At 59.1% G+C, this 17,317-nt stretch carries 19 protein-coding genes; 4 read left to right on the top strand and 15 right to left on the bottom strand.

What is annotated here, in order from left to right:
• The first annotated feature begins 74 nt into the window (after positions 1–74).
• From HDC32_RS26150 to HDC32_RS26140, 3 genes are all read left to right on the top strand, one after another.
• Positions 75–980 (top strand): LysR family transcriptional regulator, encoded by a 906-nt coding sequence (locus tag HDC32_RS26150; protein ID WP_178116810.1) that lies wholly within the window; start codon positions 75–77, stop codon positions 978–980.
• Positions 981–1,138: 158 nt separating this feature from the next.
• On the top strand, positions 1,139–2,395 hold the full coding sequence (locus tag HDC32_RS26145; RefSeq protein WP_145338606.1) for an NAD(P)/FAD-dependent oxidoreductase: 1,257 nt from the start codon (positions 1,139–1,141) through the stop codon (positions 2,393–2,395).
• A 25-nt stretch (positions 2,396–2,420) separates the two neighbouring features.
• A complete protein-coding gene (locus HDC32_RS26140) occupies positions 2,421–2,741 on the top strand; it encodes a 2Fe-2S iron-sulfur cluster-binding protein (protein WP_145338605.1) in 321 nt (106 codons plus the stop codon).
• Between the two features lie 49 nt (positions 2,742–2,790).
• Here HDC32_RS26140 and HDC32_RS26135 read toward each other — a convergent pair whose 3' ends face one another.
• The 10 genes from HDC32_RS26135 to HDC32_RS26090 form a co-directional block, all read right to left on the bottom strand.
• Entirely contained in the window at positions 2,791–3,210 is a 420-nt protein-coding gene (locus HDC32_RS26135) for a carboxymuconolactone decarboxylase family protein (RefSeq protein ID WP_053136158.1), read from the bottom strand.
• Between the two features lie 28 nt (positions 3,211–3,238).
• Complete coding sequence (locus HDC32_RS26130; RefSeq protein WP_145338604.1) at positions 3,239–4,063, bottom strand: SDR family NAD(P)-dependent oxidoreductase; 825 nt, start codon at positions 4,061–4,063, stop codon at positions 3,239–3,241.
• A gap of 10 nt (positions 4,064–4,073) precedes the next feature.
• Positions 4,074–5,042, bottom strand: a complete 969-nt coding sequence (locus HDC32_RS26125) for a phytanoyl-CoA dioxygenase family protein (protein WP_145338603.1) — start codon at positions 5,040–5,042, stop codon at positions 4,074–4,076.
• 175 nt (positions 5,043–5,217) lie between these two features.
• The gene (locus HDC32_RS26120; protein ID WP_145338602.1) at positions 5,218–5,970 is read right to left on the bottom strand and encodes a pteridine reductase; all 753 of its coding nucleotides are present in this window, start codon (positions 5,968–5,970) and stop codon (positions 5,218–5,220) included.
• Between the two features lie 15 nt (positions 5,971–5,985).
• Positions 5,986–6,609, bottom strand: a complete 624-nt coding sequence (gene folE, locus HDC32_RS26115) for a GTP cyclohydrolase I FolE (RefSeq protein ID WP_145338601.1) — start codon at positions 6,607–6,609, stop codon at positions 5,986–5,988.
• 58 nt (positions 6,610–6,667) lie between these two features.
• Entirely contained in the window at positions 6,668–7,840 is a 1,173-nt protein-coding gene (locus HDC32_RS26110; RefSeq protein WP_145338600.1) for an NADH:flavin oxidoreductase, read from the bottom strand.
• 20 nt (positions 7,841–7,860) lie between these two features.
• A complete protein-coding gene (locus HDC32_RS26105; RefSeq protein ID WP_145338599.1) occupies positions 7,861–8,439 on the bottom strand; it encodes a nuclear transport factor 2 family protein in 579 nt (192 codons plus the stop codon).
• 7 nt (positions 8,440–8,446) lie between these two features.
• Positions 8,447–9,259 carry an SDR family NAD(P)-dependent oxidoreductase gene (locus tag HDC32_RS26100; protein WP_145338598.1) on the bottom strand — a complete coding sequence of 271 codons (813 nt, stop codon included), beginning with the start codon at positions 9,257–9,259 and terminating at the stop codon, positions 8,447–8,449.
• An 18-nt stretch (positions 9,260–9,277) separates the two neighbouring features.
• The gene (locus tag HDC32_RS26095) at positions 9,278–10,060 is read right to left on the bottom strand and encodes an SDR family NAD(P)-dependent oxidoreductase (protein ID WP_145338597.1); all 783 of its coding nucleotides are present in this window, start codon (positions 10,058–10,060) and stop codon (positions 9,278–9,280) included.
• The gene (locus tag HDC32_RS26090) at positions 10,057–10,908 is read right to left on the bottom strand and encodes an SDR family oxidoreductase (protein ID WP_178116809.1); all 852 of its coding nucleotides are present in this window, start codon (positions 10,906–10,908) and stop codon (positions 10,057–10,059) included. The genes HDC32_RS26095 and HDC32_RS26090 overlap by 4 nt, the downstream gene beginning before the upstream one ends.
• A 73-nt stretch (positions 10,909–10,981) precedes the next feature.
• Between HDC32_RS26090 and HDC32_RS26085 the strand changes: the two genes are divergently transcribed.
• On the top strand, positions 10,982–12,400 hold the full coding sequence (locus HDC32_RS26085) for an MFS transporter (protein ID WP_145338595.1): 1,419 nt from the start codon (positions 10,982–10,984) through the stop codon (positions 12,398–12,400).
• An 82-nt stretch (positions 12,401–12,482) separates the two neighbouring features.
• On the opposite strand, the gene HDC32_RS26080 is transcribed toward HDC32_RS26085, so the two are convergent.
• The 5 genes from HDC32_RS26080 to HDC32_RS26060 all read right to left on the bottom strand — a co-directional run bounded on the left by HDC32_RS26080 (position 12,483) and on the right by HDC32_RS26060 (position 17,305).
• Entirely contained in the window at positions 12,483–13,493 is a 1,011-nt protein-coding gene (locus HDC32_RS26080) for an NAD(P)-dependent alcohol dehydrogenase (protein WP_145338594.1), read from the bottom strand.
• A 33-nt stretch (positions 13,494–13,526) separates the two neighbouring features.
• Positions 13,527–14,069 (bottom strand): nuclear transport factor 2 family protein, encoded by a 543-nt coding sequence (locus HDC32_RS26075; protein ID WP_145338593.1) that lies wholly within the window; start codon positions 14,067–14,069, stop codon positions 13,527–13,529.
• 67 nt (positions 14,070–14,136) lie between these two features.
• Complete coding sequence (locus HDC32_RS26070; RefSeq protein ID WP_145338592.1) at positions 14,137–15,258, bottom strand: acyl-CoA dehydrogenase family protein; 1,122 nt, start codon at positions 15,256–15,258, stop codon at positions 14,137–14,139.
• Positions 15,259–15,267: 9 nt separating this feature from the next.
• Entirely contained in the window at positions 15,268–16,485 is a 1,218-nt protein-coding gene (locus HDC32_RS26065) for an acyl-CoA dehydrogenase family protein (protein ID WP_145338591.1), read from the bottom strand.
• A gap of 40 nt (positions 16,486–16,525) precedes the next feature.
• Positions 16,526–17,305, bottom strand: coding sequence for an enoyl-CoA hydratase/isomerase family protein (locus tag HDC32_RS26060; protein ID WP_145338590.1), 780 nt, complete (start codon positions 17,303–17,305; stop codon positions 16,526–16,528).
• Positions 17,306–17,317 lie beyond the last annotated feature (12 nt).

Raw genomic sequence — 17,317 nt, 5'->3', positions numbered from 1 at the left:
TAAACCTGCATAAACCGTATTAATCTTTCAATTATCTTGAAGAATCGGCATGGCCCATGGACAAGTTGCGCTGTATGGAAGTCTTTCTTGCCGTGGTCGACCGCGGCACCCTGAGTGCAGCGGCGGCGAGCCTGGGGCTGTCTCCGTCGATGGTGTCGACTCACCTGAGCAACCTGGAATCAGACCTCGGCGTCAGGCTGCTCAATCGCACCACACGGAGCTTGAGCCTGACGGATGAAGGCGTGACCTATCATGTACACTGCCAACAGATTCTCGATCAAATCAGCGGGGTCGAAGCCGAGCTGGCGGGCAAAGGCGGCACACCACGTGGGCGGCTGCGTCTGGACATCCCCAGCACCATCGCCCAGCACCTGATCATGCCCCTGCTCCCGGAGTTTCGACGGCGTTATCCGGCTATACACCTGGATTTTTCCGACTCGGAGCAGATCCTCGAAACCGTGGAAAACCAGTACGACGTGATGATACGGCTGGGCCTGCTCCGGGACTCTGGAATGATCGCCAGACCGCTTGGCCATTCAGCCCTGCTGACGGTTGCCTCACCGCATTACCTGGCCCAGCGCGGAATTCCGCTGACACCTGACGACCTGCATGGGCATGAGTGCATCAACTATCTGATAGAGCGTACCGGCCGTTTACTTCCGTGGTCCTTCCAGCACGGTGGGCAGCCGATCGAGCTGCAAACCCTGGGAGGATTGTCGATCAGCCAGGGCAACACGCGAATCGAAGCCGCCTTGAATGGCCTGGGCATTGTCCAGGGAATGGCTTTTCACTTGAAAGGTTCATTGGCGTCGGGGCACTTGCAACAGGTGTTGCCTGACTGGGTTTCGATGGCGCCCACGCTGGAAGTACTTTATCCGCGAGGCCGCAGGGAGTCGCGCAAGGTCCACGCATTTGTCGATTTTCTTATTGAGCATTATCCCGCGGCGCAGGAAATGATAGCGCCCGCCCGCAGCCAGTGAAGATCAGGCCAGCCCTGGTTACGCCCACCATCTCTCGCATGAAGTGGTTTGACAGCCACCACACAGATCGTTCACTATTCGAAACGACGTTCATAATAAACCCATAACAACAATCATAACGGCTGCGCTCAAAGCCCTCATAACAGGCTAGGTGAACAATGACTGAAAACACCCATCGCACGGCTGTGATCGTTGGCGCCGGGCATGCCGCCGGGGAGTTGGCCACCAGCTTGCGTGACAACGGTTGGAGTGGTCGGATTGTCCTGATCGGTGACGAACCCCATTTGCCCTATCACCGCCCGCCTCTTTCCAAGGCCTACTTGTCCGGTGCGGCCACAGCAGAAAGCCTGCTGATCAAATCCCCTGCCACCTATATGAAAGCCAACGTCGAGATCATCAATAACACGCGGGTCTTGCGCATCGATCGACAACGCAAATCTGTCGAATTGGCGAATGGCGAATGGATTGGCTACGACAAGCTCGTACTGACCACCGGTGGCCGCCCTCGCCCGCTGTCGGTACCGAAATCGAGCCTCGCGGAACAATCGGGCAATTTTCATTACTTACGCACCCTGGGTGACGTTGATGCCATGCGTCGTCAGTTTGAACCCGGCATGCGACTGGTCATCGTGGGGGGTGGCTACGTCGGTCTGGAAGTGGCGGCCGTGGCCGTCAAGCTGGGCCTCAAGGTCACCGTGCTGGAAGCCTTTCCTCGCGTACTGGCCAGGGTCACCGCGCCGGAACTTTCAGCCTTCTATGAGCGCAAACACCGCGAAGCCGGCGTGGAGATTCGCACGGGCGTGCAGGTCAGTGACGTAGAGATGGACCGTTCGGGCGACGCGGTATCAGCAGTGCTCTGCGCCGATGGCACTCGAGTACCGGCGGACCTGGTGGTGGTCGGTATCGGCCTGATCCCCAATACCGAGCTGGCGCAGGAGGCAGGCCTCACCGTCGACAATGGCATTCTGGTCGATGAGCACGCACAAACCAGTGATCCAGATATCTACGCCGCCGGCGACTGCACCAATCATCCCAATGCATCGCTGGGGCGGCGCTTGCGCCTGGAGTCGGTCCCCAACGCTCTGGAGCAGGCCCGTACCGCAGCGGCGGCGATCTGCGGCAAGCAAAAGCCCTATAACGTCATCCCCTGGTTCTGGTCTGATCAATACGATCTGAAGCTGAAAATGGTCGGTTTGTCCCAAGGCTACGATCAGTTGGTGGTGCGCGGTTCGCCGGACAGCGATTCGTTCAGCGCCTTTTATCTCAAGGACGGCCTGGTGCTGGCGGCCGATACCGTCAATCGTCCGCCCGAATTCATGCTCGCCAAACGTATCATCGCCGAGCGCCTGCGAGTGGACCCTGAACAGTTGGCAGACGACAGCATACCCCTGAAAAGCCTGTTACCGCCCCCTTGATTTCCCTGGCCTGAGAATAACAACGATGCCAAAACTTACGTTTATCCAGCACGATGGCACGGAACAAACCGTGCAGGCCGAAGTCGGTCAATCGGTGATGCAGCTTGCCGTAAATAATCAAATTCCAGGGATTCTCGGAGACTGTGGTGGGAGTTGCAGCTGCGCAACCTGCCATGGCTATGTCGAACCTGAATGGGCCGCACACATGCCAGAAGCCGCTTCCTATGAAGTCGACATGCTCAGTTGCGCCATGGACGTGGATGACAGAAGCCGACTGACTTGCCAGATCAACATGACCCCCGAACTCGATGGCTTGATTATCCGCCTGCCCGTGTCGCAGACCTGAGCGCCCCAGCAGCCCGTCGCATCTCACTGTGCGACGGGCGATTGTGGAACTACAACAAGCCGCTTTCGTCGGCCTTTTTCACCCCACCGTCCAACCCGCGCTCGCGCAACACTTCAATCGTCACCGTCAACGCACTGGAAATAGCCGGAAAGCCCACGTACGGCAGTGTCTGAATGATGATTTCCTGCAGCTCCAACACCGTCAGACCATTGTTCAGGCCGAAGCGCAGATGGTTCTTCAGTTCGGCCGGCTGGTGTTGAGCAATCAGCGCGCCAATGACCACCGCGCTTCGGTACTTGAGTTCCAATCCGGGACGTGACCACACGCTGCCAAACGCATGCTCGATGGCCATGCGCGCGACATCGGCGGCAAAACCACCTGAGGTTGCCCCCGCCTCTATCGCCTTGGCGAACTCAGGCCCCATCATCTGGACCATCAACTCATGCCCTGCTTGCCAGTTCTCGTTCATTGTTATTGTTCTCGTCGTGAAGAAGGGGTCAGATTTCAGATTGAACCTGACCATAGGCAGTCAGCGGTGCAACCTGCGTCACACCGCCATCCACAGGCAAGCAGATCCCGGTAATGAACCGTGCTTCGTCGCTGGCCAAAAACAGGCATGCAGCGGCGACATCCCAGGCGTCACCCTCAATGTTCAGGGGGGCGATGCCGCGGCGCAGGGTACGCATGCTGTCGTTAAGCAGACCGTCCACCAACGGCGTAAAGATGTGCCCGGGCGCAACGGTGTTGGCGCGCAGCCCCTGACGGCCATACATCACCGCCAGCTCACGGGTCATTTGCACCATCGCCGCTTTGGATGGCCCATAGGCGACCGAGCCGTGGCCTTGCAAACCGGCGGTCGAGGCGATATTGAGCACGGCCGAACCGGGCTTTGCTAAGAGGTGAGGCAAGGCGTGCCGACTCATCAAAAAAGCACTTTTGAGGTTAACCTCCATCACTCGCTGCCACAGTTCGAGGGGGTGCTGTTCAAAACGCTGCGGGCCGGTGGCGATGCCGACGTTATTGACCAAGATGTGCAGCGCCCCGTAACGCGCGACCGTGTCGCTCACGAAGCGCTGGCAGTCCTCATCGGACGTGACATCACCGGCGCAAACAAACGCATCGCCGCCCGCCTCGAGAATCATCGCCAGGGTTTCTTCCGCGCGCTCGGGGTGTTGATCTACCAGGCAGACCCTGGCCCCTTCCCGTGCAAACTGGTAAGCGATGGCCTTTCCGGTGCCCACGCCTTTGCCCTGGGAGCCCGCGCCAGTAACGATGGCCACTTTGCCGGCCAGCCGTGTATTAAAAACAGTGGGTAATGGCATCGAAGGCTCCTCAGTGCGGCGGACGAATAAGGGTGGCGTGGCCGTCGCTGAAAGCAACAATCGCAGGATCACCGGCCTTCATGCGCTGGGGAATTTCCTCCAGGGGGACCTTCTTGCCGTCAATACCCCGGCAATAGGTTTGCGTATCGACGACGAACGTCCCCGTGCGCCCATCGTCGCCGACCACGCTGACCGAACTGCTGGATAACGCGCTCAAGGTGCCGATAATCGGGGTGTGCCCCGAGGCGCCCATGATGCGAATGTCCATCGACAAACGAAAACGGTCCGAGTAGTTGGCAAGCCCGCTGTGCGGGGTGTTGATATGCATCAGCAGCACATCGCCGGGACGGTAGGTGGTTCGACGCCAGGCGTGATCAGGGACTGAACCATTGGGGATCGGAAACAATGGCGGCGTGTTCACATCGTGCAAATACGGCCCTTTGTGCATGCCCTCGGCCAAGACCAGGCCACCCACCTCATCGCTGATCACTGACAACGGAATCCAGCAAATCAGGAACGGAATACCGACGTTGTAGAAACCATCCTGATGCAAGTAATCCAGACGGCTGGGCTTGCGCTCTGCGGTGGGCGGCGTGGCGCGGTACTCCACGGTTGGAATCCAGAACGGTTGGTCATCCAGCAAACGCTGGAAGAACGCGTTGATCGGCGGTTCCTGGACAAAGGGGCGCCAGATTTCACGTTCGACCAAAGGCTCCATGCGGAACGGGAATCCGTCGAGACTTTTACCGCTGTAGAGCGCCTGCGCGTCGTCTTTTTGGGTAACCCCAAGCTCATCCAGTAAATCCATGTAGACGCCACGCAAACGCGACACCGATCCTTGGTCAAGGACATCACGGAAGAACCAATAGCCATCGCGTTCCCAGGCTGCGTTCAGTGCCTGGCGGTCATCGAGCAAGGCGTTGGAAACGTTCAACTCTCGCATCGGCGGTTGGTTTGATATAGGCGAAGAAATATTCATCAACTGCAGCCCTTTCTTGTTGTCGTTGTCGCGCTGGGGGTACCCGCATCAGTACACCGGCACTGGACTGATACTACCGAGAAGGCGATGCCGGATAATCCGCCTTACCACCAAAACACCCTTCAGTTTTATTGATCAATCAAGCGAGATACCGCAGCCACGTCAACGGATAATGTCAAAGGTGGGCTGACCGACCGCCATCCACCGCAAGAATTTGGCCGCTGATATAAGGTGCGTCCGCCAGTAGAAACAACACGGTGCGAGCGATGTCATGGGGTTCGCCCGTGCGCTTGAGCAATGTTGAGTCGATCATCGTCTGCCGCGTTGCCGCGTCGAATAAGCCGTCCGAAGGCCATGCGATGGCGCCCGGTGAAACGCCATTAACCCGTACGTGTGGCCCCATTTCGATGGCCAGCGCTTTGGTCAGCCCCAGTAGCCCGGCCTTAGCTGCGCAGTAGGTCGAAAACCCTTCGATTGGTCTCTCCGCATTGATGTCGACGATATTGATGATGGTGCCACCGGTGTCCTTCAGGTGTGGCCATGCCGCTTGGGACAGAAATAGCGGTGCCTTGAAGTTACTGCCGATCAGGTCGGTCCAGGCCTGTTCGTCAATACTGCCCAAAGGGGTCGGGTAGAAACTGGAGGCGTTGTTGATCAGCCCATCAAGACGGCCAAAGCTTTCAACCGCACACTCGACCAATCCTGCGAGCGCCTGCGTGTCCAGCAAGTCGGCTTGCAATAAGGTGACAGAACCCGGCCGCTCCCAGTTCAGCCGTTCGGCCAGTTCGTTGGCGTCCCCGGCACTACGGCGGTAATGCAGAATGATCGAGGCGCCTGCATCGTGCAGGGCTCTGACAATGGCTGCACCGACGCGCTTCGCGCCGCCCGTGACCAGAATCGCCTTGCCGTGGAGGGACGAATTGGACATTGCGCATCTCCTTATTCAGCTATTGGCGAATCGTGGGTGAGCGGCAAGGCCGATGATCGCCAGCAGTTCGCGGCGGGTTTCGCCATGATCGCGGAACGCGCCGACCATCCGGCTGGTGACCATCGATACGCCGGCCTTGTGCACGCCGCGGGTGGTCATGCACTGGTGAGAGGCCTCGATGACCACGGCCACACCCAGTGGTTGCAGCACGTCACTGAGCGTGTCGGCGATCTGCACGGTCATCTTTTCCTGAATCTGCAAACGCTTGGCATAGACCTCGACCAACCTCGCAAGCTTGGAAATCCCCACCACTCGCTTGTCCGGCAGATAGGCCACGTGGACTTTGCCAATGATCGGCACCATGTGGTGTTCGCAGTGACTTTCGAAACGGATGTCGGTCAGCACGATCATCTCGTCATAGCCTTCGACTTCTTCGAAAGTGCGCGACAGAATTTCTCGTGGTTCCTCAAGATAACCCGCGAAGAATTCGTCATACGATTTGACGACCCGTCGTGGCGTATCGAGCAAGCCTTCACGATCGGGATCGTCGCCGGCCCAACGAATCAGGGTACGTACTGCCGCTTCGGCTTCGTCACGGGTGGGCCGTGCCTGGAGTTGAAACTGTTTTTTGACCGTCATCACATCACTCTTCTGCATGCTGTACGGAGACATATCGGGAACCCAATGCTTTGTGCGATCAGGTCAATACGCTCAGGGACTCATTGCTAAAGGGTTCGAAAACCTGGCCCTGGCGGGCCTTGCTTGCCCAATTGGGGTCCTGCAACAGGGACCGGCCAACACCGACCAGGTCGAACTCACCCCGCTCATAACGCGCCATGAGCAATTGCAGGTTATTACTGGAGTGGGCCCCGCCCTGTTTGTTGCTGTCGTACATACCGTTTTCCAACCCAACACCGCCGACCGTCATGCTCATGCAGCCGGTGACTTTTTTGGCCCAACCCGCCAGATTCAACTCACCATCGCTTCCGCTGATGTCCGGAAACTCGGCGCGATTGAAATAGCGCACGCTGGCATCGAACACATCGACTCCGGCCTCGGCGATCGGCAGCAGAATGTCCTGCAATTCTTGGGGCGTCGCCGCCAGCCGAGCCTTGAAGTCCTGCTGCTTCCATTGTGAAAAGCGGAACAGGATCGGCAGCTCTGGACCGACCGCCGCACGAATGGCCTTGATCACCTCGACGGCAAAGCGGCTGCGCGCCTTGCGGTCACCGCCCCAGGCGTCGGTGCGCAGGTTGGTCACGCGCCACAAGAAGGTATCGATCAAATAACCGTGGGCGCCGTGGACCGCGATCCCATCAAAACCGAGCGCCTTGGCATAGGCGGCACTGCGCGTATAGCCTGCGATGACATCGGCGATGTCTTCTTCGCTCATCGCCGTGGTCGGCACCAACTGTGCCGCTACGTAGTCGGCGGGCGATGAGGTTAGCCCAGCAGGTGGCCCCCATATCCCGGAAGGACGCGAGGACGGTATGTGCGGGTTAGGGCCGGTGCCTTGTAAGCGCATACCCCCCTGGTGCCACAGTTGCGGAAAAATACGCCCACCCACGGCATGCACCTGCTCAACCACCCGACGCCAGCCGGCTAGCGCCGCTTCGCCGTAAAGGTGCGGCAGGTCGCTTTCGCCGATGCCAGCCTCGCCCAAAGCCGAGGGATGATCGACGCCAACACCTTCGGTAATGATCAGACCGGTTTCACCTTGTGCCCTGCGACTGTAGTAGCCCGCGACGTCTTCACCTGGCACGCCACCAGGGGAGAAGTTCCGGGTCATGGGCGCCATCACGATACGGTTGTTCAAGCGCAGCGATCCGAGCTGCAAGGGTTCAAATAAAGGTGCGACAAGGTTGGACATGGAGTGCTCCTCGCAGGCAGTCATGGCTGCTTCGTCAGGCGTTGGCGTAACTCACTGGAGCTGCGCGACCAAAAGGTGTCCCAGTGGGGGAAGCTGCTCGGCAAACGCGGTTCAAATCGCGGCTCAGTGTATTTGCCCGGCCAGCACTGCCATTGCGGAACCCCTGGGCGTTGCTGCCAGTCGGTGGAGTACCAATGACGTTCGTCACGGCGTTCAAAAAACCATTCCCCGTCACGCCGTACATAGCTGTCGAAATAACAGATAGCCATGACCACCCAGTGTTCACCGTCTTCATGCTCGGCGCGGCAATACACAGTGCCGGTCGCATGGTCGGCATCCAGCAAGTCGATGGTGTGCCCGCAGATCTGGTGCACGCTGCGGTAGAACGCCTGGAGAATCGATTCCGAAGCGTAAAAGTCCTTGAGCGCCGCACGCCCCTTGCCCCTGCGGCCACAGTCCACATCGTCGGTAAACAGCGCGACCAGCGCATCGAGGTCACGACCGTCGACACTCAGGGCATACCGCGATGGAAGTTGTTGAATAGCCAGTTGCGCCTCAACCCTTTCAAGGCGCTGTTCGAGGGTTTGAAGTTGACTCATCGAAGGGTTACTCCTGAGCAGTGGCCATGGCGCGGCGCTCATCGGCGTAATAGGGTTGATGCGCCAGAAGCCCGCCGTCCACGTTGATCACTTGACCGGTTACGAATGCCGCTTCGTCTGAGGCCAGATAGAGGGCTGCGCTGGCGATGTCTTCCACCGAACCCAGGCGTGGCGTCAGGTGATGTTCAAGCATCATTTGGCCTGCAGCGCCGGCATAGCCCTGCTCGGTGGCGGGGGTCACGATCAAGCCGGGTGAGATGGCATTGCAACGAATGCCTTCTTTGTCGTGCTGGGTCGCGATGTACCGAGTCAGGGCTTCGATCCCGGCCTTGGACACTGCGTAGGCGCTATACCCGAGTGCGCCGGCCTGGGCGGAGTCGGAACTGGTGTTAATGATCGAACCACTGCCCCCCTGGCGCATCGGCGCAATCGCCATCCGGCTGGCGAGCATGCAGCCGCGCAGGTTGATGCGCAGGGTGTCATCCCAGACCTGAGTGTCCATCTGCTCGACGGGAGAGTCCTTGAACTGGGACAAATGGGTCGCAGCCGCGTTGTTGAACAGCACGTCCAGACCGCCAAAGGTCTTGAGGGTAAAATCGATCATGGCGCGGATCGATGTTTCATCGCCCAAGTCTACGGTGACGGCAACCGCCCGCATCCCGTCCGCACACAGGCGCTCCGCTTCTCGGCGCGCCCCTTCGCCATTCAGGTCGGCCAACACCACCCGCGCGCCCTCTTGCGCAAAACGCCTGGCAGCACCCAGGCCGATGCCTGACGCCGCCCCCGTAACGATGGCGACTTTGCCTTGTAGTCGGTTCATTGATAGCACTCCTGAACGTTAAACCGCGGTATAGAGGCCGCCGTCGACCTGGATGATTTGTCCTGTCACATAACTCAGGTTGGGGTTGCACAAGGCCGTAATGGCACGCCCCACATCCTCCCGCTCACGGCCCATGTATCCCAACGGGAAGTTGGCGATGTACTGATCGCGCAGAACCGGATTCATGGCGAAAAAAGCCTCAGCCGCCGGGGTCAGTGCCGCAGGGGAAACCGCATTGACGGTAATGCCGAACGGGCCCCATTCCCGCGCCAGGGACTTGGTCAGGCCGCGAATGGCGCCCTTGCTGGCCGCATAACCCGGATTAAGCGCCGCGCCGTGCAAACCGAACGCCGAACACAGCAGAATCAGTCGGCCACACCCCGTGGCATGCAACGCATCGAACGCGGCGACGGCGCAGTTGTGGGCACCGACCAGATCCACCGCCAGTTGGCTATCCCAATCGTCATCTGCAAAATCCTCCAGGTTTTTCGGGTGGCCTGAGGCGCCATGAGTGGCGTTGTGCACCAGAATATCCAGGCCGCCAAAATGGCTGACGGCAGCGGTAACTGCCTGGCGCATGCCTTCCAGTGAGGTGACGTCGGTTTCGACGGCCAAAGCCTCGCCTCCCTCCTCGCGGATCAGTTGTGCCGTTTCTTCACCGGTACTGCCCCGGCGCGCGGCGATCACCACCCGGGCACCGACTTCAGCCATCGCCAGCGCGATGCCTCGGCCAAGCCCGCCTCCTGCACCGGTTACCAGCACGGTTTCACCGTCGAGCATGCGCGTCATTTGATTACTCATGGGACCATCCACAAACCACCGTCCACGGGAAGCGAAATCCCGGTCAATGCACTCGCACCGACCAGCATCGCGATCGATTCAGCCACCCCCTTGTCCAGCGTCGGGATGTAGCCCAAGGCAGGAGGCGGTGGCCCCATTTCCGGGCTTAAAGGGATGGGCACCTCCTGAAGCGATGGCACGAAGGTCACCGCGTCGACGCCCACCCAGTTCACACGGACACCTCTGCTGCCCCACTGCCTGGCGGCAGACTTCATCAGCGCACGCTGCCCTTCGCTGAAGGCGCAAAACGCGGTCAGGCCAGCGCTGCCAGTCAGTGAAAGATTTGCCCCCAGCAGCACCACACTGCCGGGCCGTCCGGCAAACAGCGCGAATGCCTCCTGCAAACATTGGCGCGCCAAACGCAACGGCGCCAGGCAAGCGCTTTGCCAATCCTCGAAAGACATTGAAGTGATGGGACGGGCAACCAGCGAGGCCGCCGGGGTCAAGGCCATAACAACGGCATCAACTTCGCCCAATTGCTGAACGGCCTGCCGCAGCGCCAATGCCAACCCAGATTGGGAGCTGAACTCGCTGTCGCACAACGCATTTAAGGTGCTCGCTTGCACTGCATCGGTGACCAGGCCAACGCTGGCGCCCTGTGCGATCAGCCCCTGTACCAGGCTGTCTGCGGCACCGAAGCCCATGGCGATGACAATAATTTTTTTATCCTTGGCGCATCGCAGCGCTCCGGACATTGGGTTGACGGTCATGCACACACTCCCGTTTTTGTTGTTTTTCGGAGTCGCGATCTTAAGGCTTGTAGGTATGACGGAGAGCTCTATATATTCATCTATGTAAACAGCGTTCATATTTGCTGTCAAGCCAAGGGTCTGTTGTGCACAACAGTGCCCACTCATAAAAATAATAATTGGAGGGAAACCGATGCAGTCCGCACAACGCCGCAACCGAATTGGGCTCTACACTGCACTGACGCTATTAAGCATCGTGTCCTCGGCAGGGATCACGGTGATCTACAGCATGCTGTCAGTGCTGTACCGGCACTTCCCGGACGCCTCCGCCATCGGTTGGGTGGTGACCATTTACTGGCTGGTATCGGCCATCGCCGCCGCGCTATGCGGGCGACTTGGCGACCTGATGGGCCGACGCAAAATAACGCTTTGGGTCTTGGGGTTGTGCATGGCCGGTGCGCTGATTGCGGCCTTGGCCGCAAGCCTTGAGTGGATGATCGTCGGTTGCGCCATACAGGGTCTGGCGAGTGCACTGACCCCGCTGGCCTTTGGCATTCTGCGCGAAAACCTGGACGCCAAATCCATACCGTTTGCAGTAGGTCTGTTGAGCGCGGTGGGAATGATCAGTGCTGGCGTGATCTATTTGTCGGCCGGCGTTGTCATTGATCACTACTCATGGCAGGGCGGCTTCTGGTTCAAACTGATACTCGCCTTGGCGGCGATGCTGGCCGTCTACCTCGCAGTGCATCACTCCGAGCCCAAGGCCGGACAACGAGTCTCTCTATTTTCCGGTCTATTGTTCGCGCCGGGTCTGGCTGCGTTGCTGGTGGTGGTGCAAAAGGGCGCTGCATGGGGCTGGGATGCCTATACCTGGGGCTTGTTGGCGGCTGGCGTGGGCGTTCTGCTGGTTTGGGGGCGCCAACAGTGGCAACAACCGGCACCCTTAATCGATTTGCGCCTATTGGCTAACCGACAAGTCATTCGCGCCAACCTCTGCATGGTTTGTATTGGCATGGGCTGCGTTCAGATCGGCCAAGTCATGTCGCTTTATTTGCAGCAACCTGGCGGCACGCTGGGCAGCTTTGGCTTGAGTGCCACGGGTGCTGGCCTTTCCATGTTGTGCATCAACCTGTTTTCACTCATTGGGGGACCGCTCAGTGGCCGTATTGCTGCCCGCAGAGGTGCTCGTTCTGCGGCCATCATTGGTCTGTCGATAGCCTCAGCGGCATGGGCCGCGATGTTGTTCTTGCATGCGACGCTAGCTGCCACGCTGGCGTGCGCAGTCCTCTCGACCATCGGATTCGCGTTCGCTCACCCAGCCGTCTACAACCTGATCATTGAAGCCACGCCTGCCGAACGGACCTCGGAAACCACAGGCGTCACCTATGTGTTCTTCGCCTGCGCCTTCGCCCTCGGCGCGCAAATGATTTTCACGCTGCTGGCATCCGACCACGCCCCCCCCATGGCCAATGCGCTGAGCTTACCGAGCGACCTGGCTTACATGCGGGTGTTTGGCTATGTGCTGGTAATGACACTGGCAGGGCTGGCGGTGGCGTTTACCTTGCCCAAGAGGCCGGCAAAGGAACAAGTGGAGCTTGCGTTGGCTGAATAGAGGAAGGGCCCGCGGCGCCATGCTTGGCGCCGCCGAGCCCCTTTAAAGCCATGCGCGCCAGGGCAAGTACCTCTGCGGGCAATCAATCGATACGAACCACTACCTTTCCAACGTGCTTGCGTTGTTTCAGATGGGTAAACGCTTCAGGGACTTGTTCAAAACTGAACACCCGGTCGATAACCGGCTTGAGTCGGTGCAAGGCAATGGCGCGATTCATCTGCTCGAACTGCTCGCGACTTCCGACGCCGATGGTATTGACGCTCAATCCTCGGTAGAAGAATCCCTCACTGAGTGCGGGGCTCCCGGATAACAACCCGACGACACTGATACGCCCGCCAATACGCGTCGATTGCACCGAACGCTCGATGGTTTCGCCACCACCGACTTCCACCGTAACGTCCACTCCCTCCCCTTCGGTGCAGTCCAGGACCTGCCGATGCCAATCCTCATGGACGCGATAATCGATCAGGTGGTCGGCGCCCAATAACCGTAAATGTTCAAGCCTCTCGGCGCTAGATGACAACGCGACGACCTCAGCCCCAAATAGCATGGCCAGTTGCAGCGCGAACACCGAAACCCCGCCACTGCCCTGCACCAACACGCGCTGTCCGGGGAGCAGCACACCTTGCGCGCAGAGCGCCGACCAGGCGGTGAGTGCGGCACAAGGCAAGGTGGCGGCCTCCTCGAAGGATAGATGCGCAGGCACCTTGACCAGCTCCTCTTCGGACACACAGGCATATTCAGACAAGGTGCCGTCCACAGCCCCCCCACGCCCTAGAATAGCCCGCCCCAGAGGCCTCTCACCGGCAATCCAGTGTGGATGAAACGTCAGCGCAACATGATCACCGACACACACCCGCTGCACCCCCTCACCTACCGCGACCACTTCTCCCGCGCCATCAGAGCAAGGCACGAGATCCGGTTTGCACAGCTGTTGGTATCCGCCAGCGAGGATGATGAGGTCACGAAAATTCAGCGAAGCGGCCCGCAGCCGCACCAGCACCTGACCCGGTGCCGGCGCTGGCGCCGCGTCGGTTTCACGAAGGCGTAAGCCATCGACTCCGCCATAGTGCGAAATGACATAGGAACGCATGGTTGCCTCCAGAAGCTTGATGGACGAACAGAATCAGACGGGTTGGCGTACGTTCAGCGGGCGCATCCAGGACACGTCGTCTTTCGACCGGGCGCTGGTGGCGTTACCCATCTGCAACTGTCGAAACACCTCTGGTATCTCGGCGGGAGTCAGTTCGTTGATGCTTTCCGTGACGCACACCCGTGCCGCAATGGCCCAATGTCCGTCACGCTTTTCGAAACGATCAACGTAGCGCCCCACCGCGACCGTGTCGGGCTTGGTGCGATTTTCACCGAAGAACAGCCAGTAGGTTTCGGCGTGTGCGGTATCACCCTCGATCTCGGCCGTGTGGTTAGTGATGATGTGATGGTGTGATATCTGGTATTCATTGTGGTAGGCGAAAGCCCAGTCGATGAAGGCTTCGCGCCCCCCGCAAAATGCACCATGATCGTCAGTGGCGTCCTCGTGATAAACCGTGCGCAGCAGGTCCCGGTCAAATCGGTCTACTGCCCGGCAATAACGGGTGACGCAGTCTGAAATGGCTTGGCGATCAAGCAACAGCCGAACATTGGCCAGCAGTTCTTCGGTGACGTTCATGAGCAAGACTTCCTTTTTTTATTATTGGGAGGCTCTCGGGTCTGCGGACAGCCCCGAGTGACAGTCGTCAACGTGTGGCGGCAAAGCGGGCCAGGTGGTAGTCGATATCGCCGAACTGCTTTTCCAGCAGGGTCATCAAGCGGAAATAATGGCCCACCTGATACTCCTCGGTCAGACCGATACCACCGTGCAACTGCACCCCCTGAGCACAGACGAACCGACCGGATTTGCTCGCGGCGGCTTTAGCGGCCGAGATAGCCTTTCGGCGCTCTGGCGGCGACTTCTCCAGGTACGCCATCCCCCGGAACAGTATCGACCGTGTATGGGTGGCTTCAACGAACATTTCGGACATCCGGTGTTGCAGGGCCTGAAACTTGCCAATGGGCTGGCCGAATTGCACGCGGGTCTTGATGTATTCAGCCGTCAAGTCCATGACACCGTGCATCACCCCCAGGATCTGTGCGACTACCGCCAGTGCCCCTCGATCATGCGCCTCCTCCAGCACCTTCTGACTGGCCGATGGCTCCAGCAATAAGGCAGATGCCGGTAACTGAACAGCGTCAAACCACACGTCGGCTGCCCGAGTACCATCGATCAACGTGTAATGATCGAGGGTGACGCCCGGCGCATTGCGGTCAATCACAAACACCGCTGGATCGCTGAAGTCGTCCAGGCTGGCGGTCACCAGCAGTTTGTCCGCCGAAGCGGCAGCCATAACCAGGGTTTTGAGGCCGCTGAGGGTGTAACCCTGGGCAGTTTTCACCGCAAACGTCTCGGCGCAGCAACCGACCGCAAACCGCGAGCCGTTTTCACTGTCGGCCAGGCTCAGCAACAAACGCCCTTCGATCAGCGCCGGGAGCAAGTCATGTCGATGGTGGTCGTTACCGGATTGGTCAATGATCCGCGCGCATAACACCGCGCTGGTGATATAAGGCTCAAGCACCATGCCACGCCCAAAGGACTCTAGAACAATAGCTGTTTCAGCGAATGAGCAGTCCAGGCCGCCCACGTCCTCCGGCAGGTTTAGGGCCAGCCAGCCAAGGTCGGCAAATTGCTGCCAATGTGCGCGACTGAAACCTTCGGCGCTCACGGCCTGGTGACGGCGCTCCTCAAATCCGTAAGCATCTTTGATATAACGCTCTACGCCATCGCGCAGCATCGTCTGCTCTTCAGATAGATTGAAATCCATGGTACGTCCTCAGAGTCCGAAGGCCAGCTTGGCGATAATGTTTTTCTGCACTTCGCGGGCTCCGCCATAAATGGTCGAGGCGCGCTGGAAAAAGTACATATTGCTGCGCCCTGGCACATAGGCAGGCCAGAGCTCGTCGGAGGCGGTCGGTTCATGGGCTTTGCGATTGGGTCCATGGTCGTAGAATCGCAGTGCCCGAGGTCCCAATGCGTCGACCTGCAGCTCGGTGACCTGCTGCTGCAATTCCGACCCCCGGACCTTCAGGGTCGAGACGACCGCATCGATGTTGTCGCGCAAGGTCTCCTTGCTCAAGATACGCAGCACCGACCACTCCAACCCAAGAATATCCACCTCAATCGCCGCGAGCCGGCGACTGAAGGCCGGTGTATCGATCAACGGAACCCCGTCAATTTTTTCGAGACGAGCGATGGCTTTGGCTTTCTCTAATTCACGCTTGTTGAAGTAGATGAAGGCACTGGATGTGCGTTCCTTTTCCAGCAGGTATTTGGCATAGGTCCACCCCATCCCCGGCTCACCGACCAAGTGTTCCTTGGGTACCCGCACATTCTCCAAAAACACTTCGGCGAGCCCGTCGCCACCATCAATGGAGATGATTGGCCGCACGGTGATGCCTGGACTTTTCATATCGATCAGCAGAAACGAAATACCACGCTGAGGCTTGACGGTCGCATCGGTGCGCACCAGGAAAAACCCCCAATCCGCAATCTTCGCGTCACTGGTCCAGATCTTCTGGCCATTAACAACGTAATGGGTGCCCGCCTCGTCCAGCTCGGCCCGTGTGCGCAGGCTGGCCAGGTCGGAACCGGCATTCGGTTCAGAGAAGCCCTGGCACCAGAACGTGTCGCCCGCCAACAAGGGGGGCAGAAATGTCTCTTGCTGCCAGGCATTACCAAAGGCGATCACCACCGGCGCCATCATGTGCGTGCCTTGCCAGCCGTAGTCCAGGCCGTCGGCATTCACCAGTTCCTCAAGAAAGATGTGCTTGCGCAGCGGCGACCAATCGGTACCGCCAAACGCCTCAGGCCAGTGCGGCGCGCCCCAACCACGGGCATGCAGGATTTTTTGCCACTGACGCAACACCTCACGGGGCGGCGGGTGGCAGCCCTCAAAACTATAACGCGCGACCTCGGAGCCTACGTTTTCCTTGAAGAACTGCCGGACTTCCTGGCGAAACGCTTCATCTTCGGGGCTGAATTCGAAATGCATGGTCTGACCTCTGTCGGGTAAAACGTCCAGGACGTCGGGCCTATTGCCCTTGGAATTCGGGTTTGCGTTTGTCGCGAAAAGCTTGACGGCCTTCTGACGCGTCGGCGGAATTGACCGCCAACGCCACGGCATTCAACTCAAGCGCCAGGTACGCCTCGAAATTTCCGGACGTTGCGCGAAACAGTTGTTTGGTCAACCCAATGGAGAAGGTCGGCGCCTCGGCCAGTTCTTGGGCGAGTGCTTGTGCGGTCACCATCAATTGATCGTCCGTCACCACCTTGCTCGCCAGACCGATATCAAAGGCCTCACGTCCACTGAGTGTGCGGTTCAGGTACATGATTTCCTTGGCCCGAAACTCACCGCAATGGCGTGCCAACAGGTGCAGCATGCCGCCCTCCGGCACAGTGGCCCGGGCCAGAAACGCCGGAATAAACTTGGTGGTTTCCGAGGCAACCAGTTGATCGGCGCACATCGCGAACGACCAGGCAATGCCCACCGTCGCGCCACGAACCGCCGCGACCACGGGTTTATTCAGGTTGTAGAGTTTCAGTGCCACTTGCTGATAAGGCACCAACGAGCGCCGAGCATGGCTGACGCTCATGCGCACCGGGGCCGAGCCCGAACCCTTGACGTCAGCACCCGCGCAGAATGCGCGACCGGCCCCGGTAAAAATCAAGGCCCGTATTTGCGGGTCGCTTTCCACGCGGTCCAGGTGCTCGATAATCAATTCCAGCATCTGTGGCGTCAGTGCGTTCAGGCTGTCCGGGCGATTCAGGATAAGCGTTGCTACCGAACCGTTGACTGTCAGTTCAACATCCATTAATGCGCTCTC

This window comes from Pseudomonas sp. JAI120 (genome assembly GCF_014207255.1).
GTDB lineage: Bacteria > Pseudomonadota > Gammaproteobacteria > Pseudomonadales > Pseudomonadaceae > Aquipseudomonas.
This window is presented reverse-complemented; position numbering and strand designations above follow the sequence as displayed.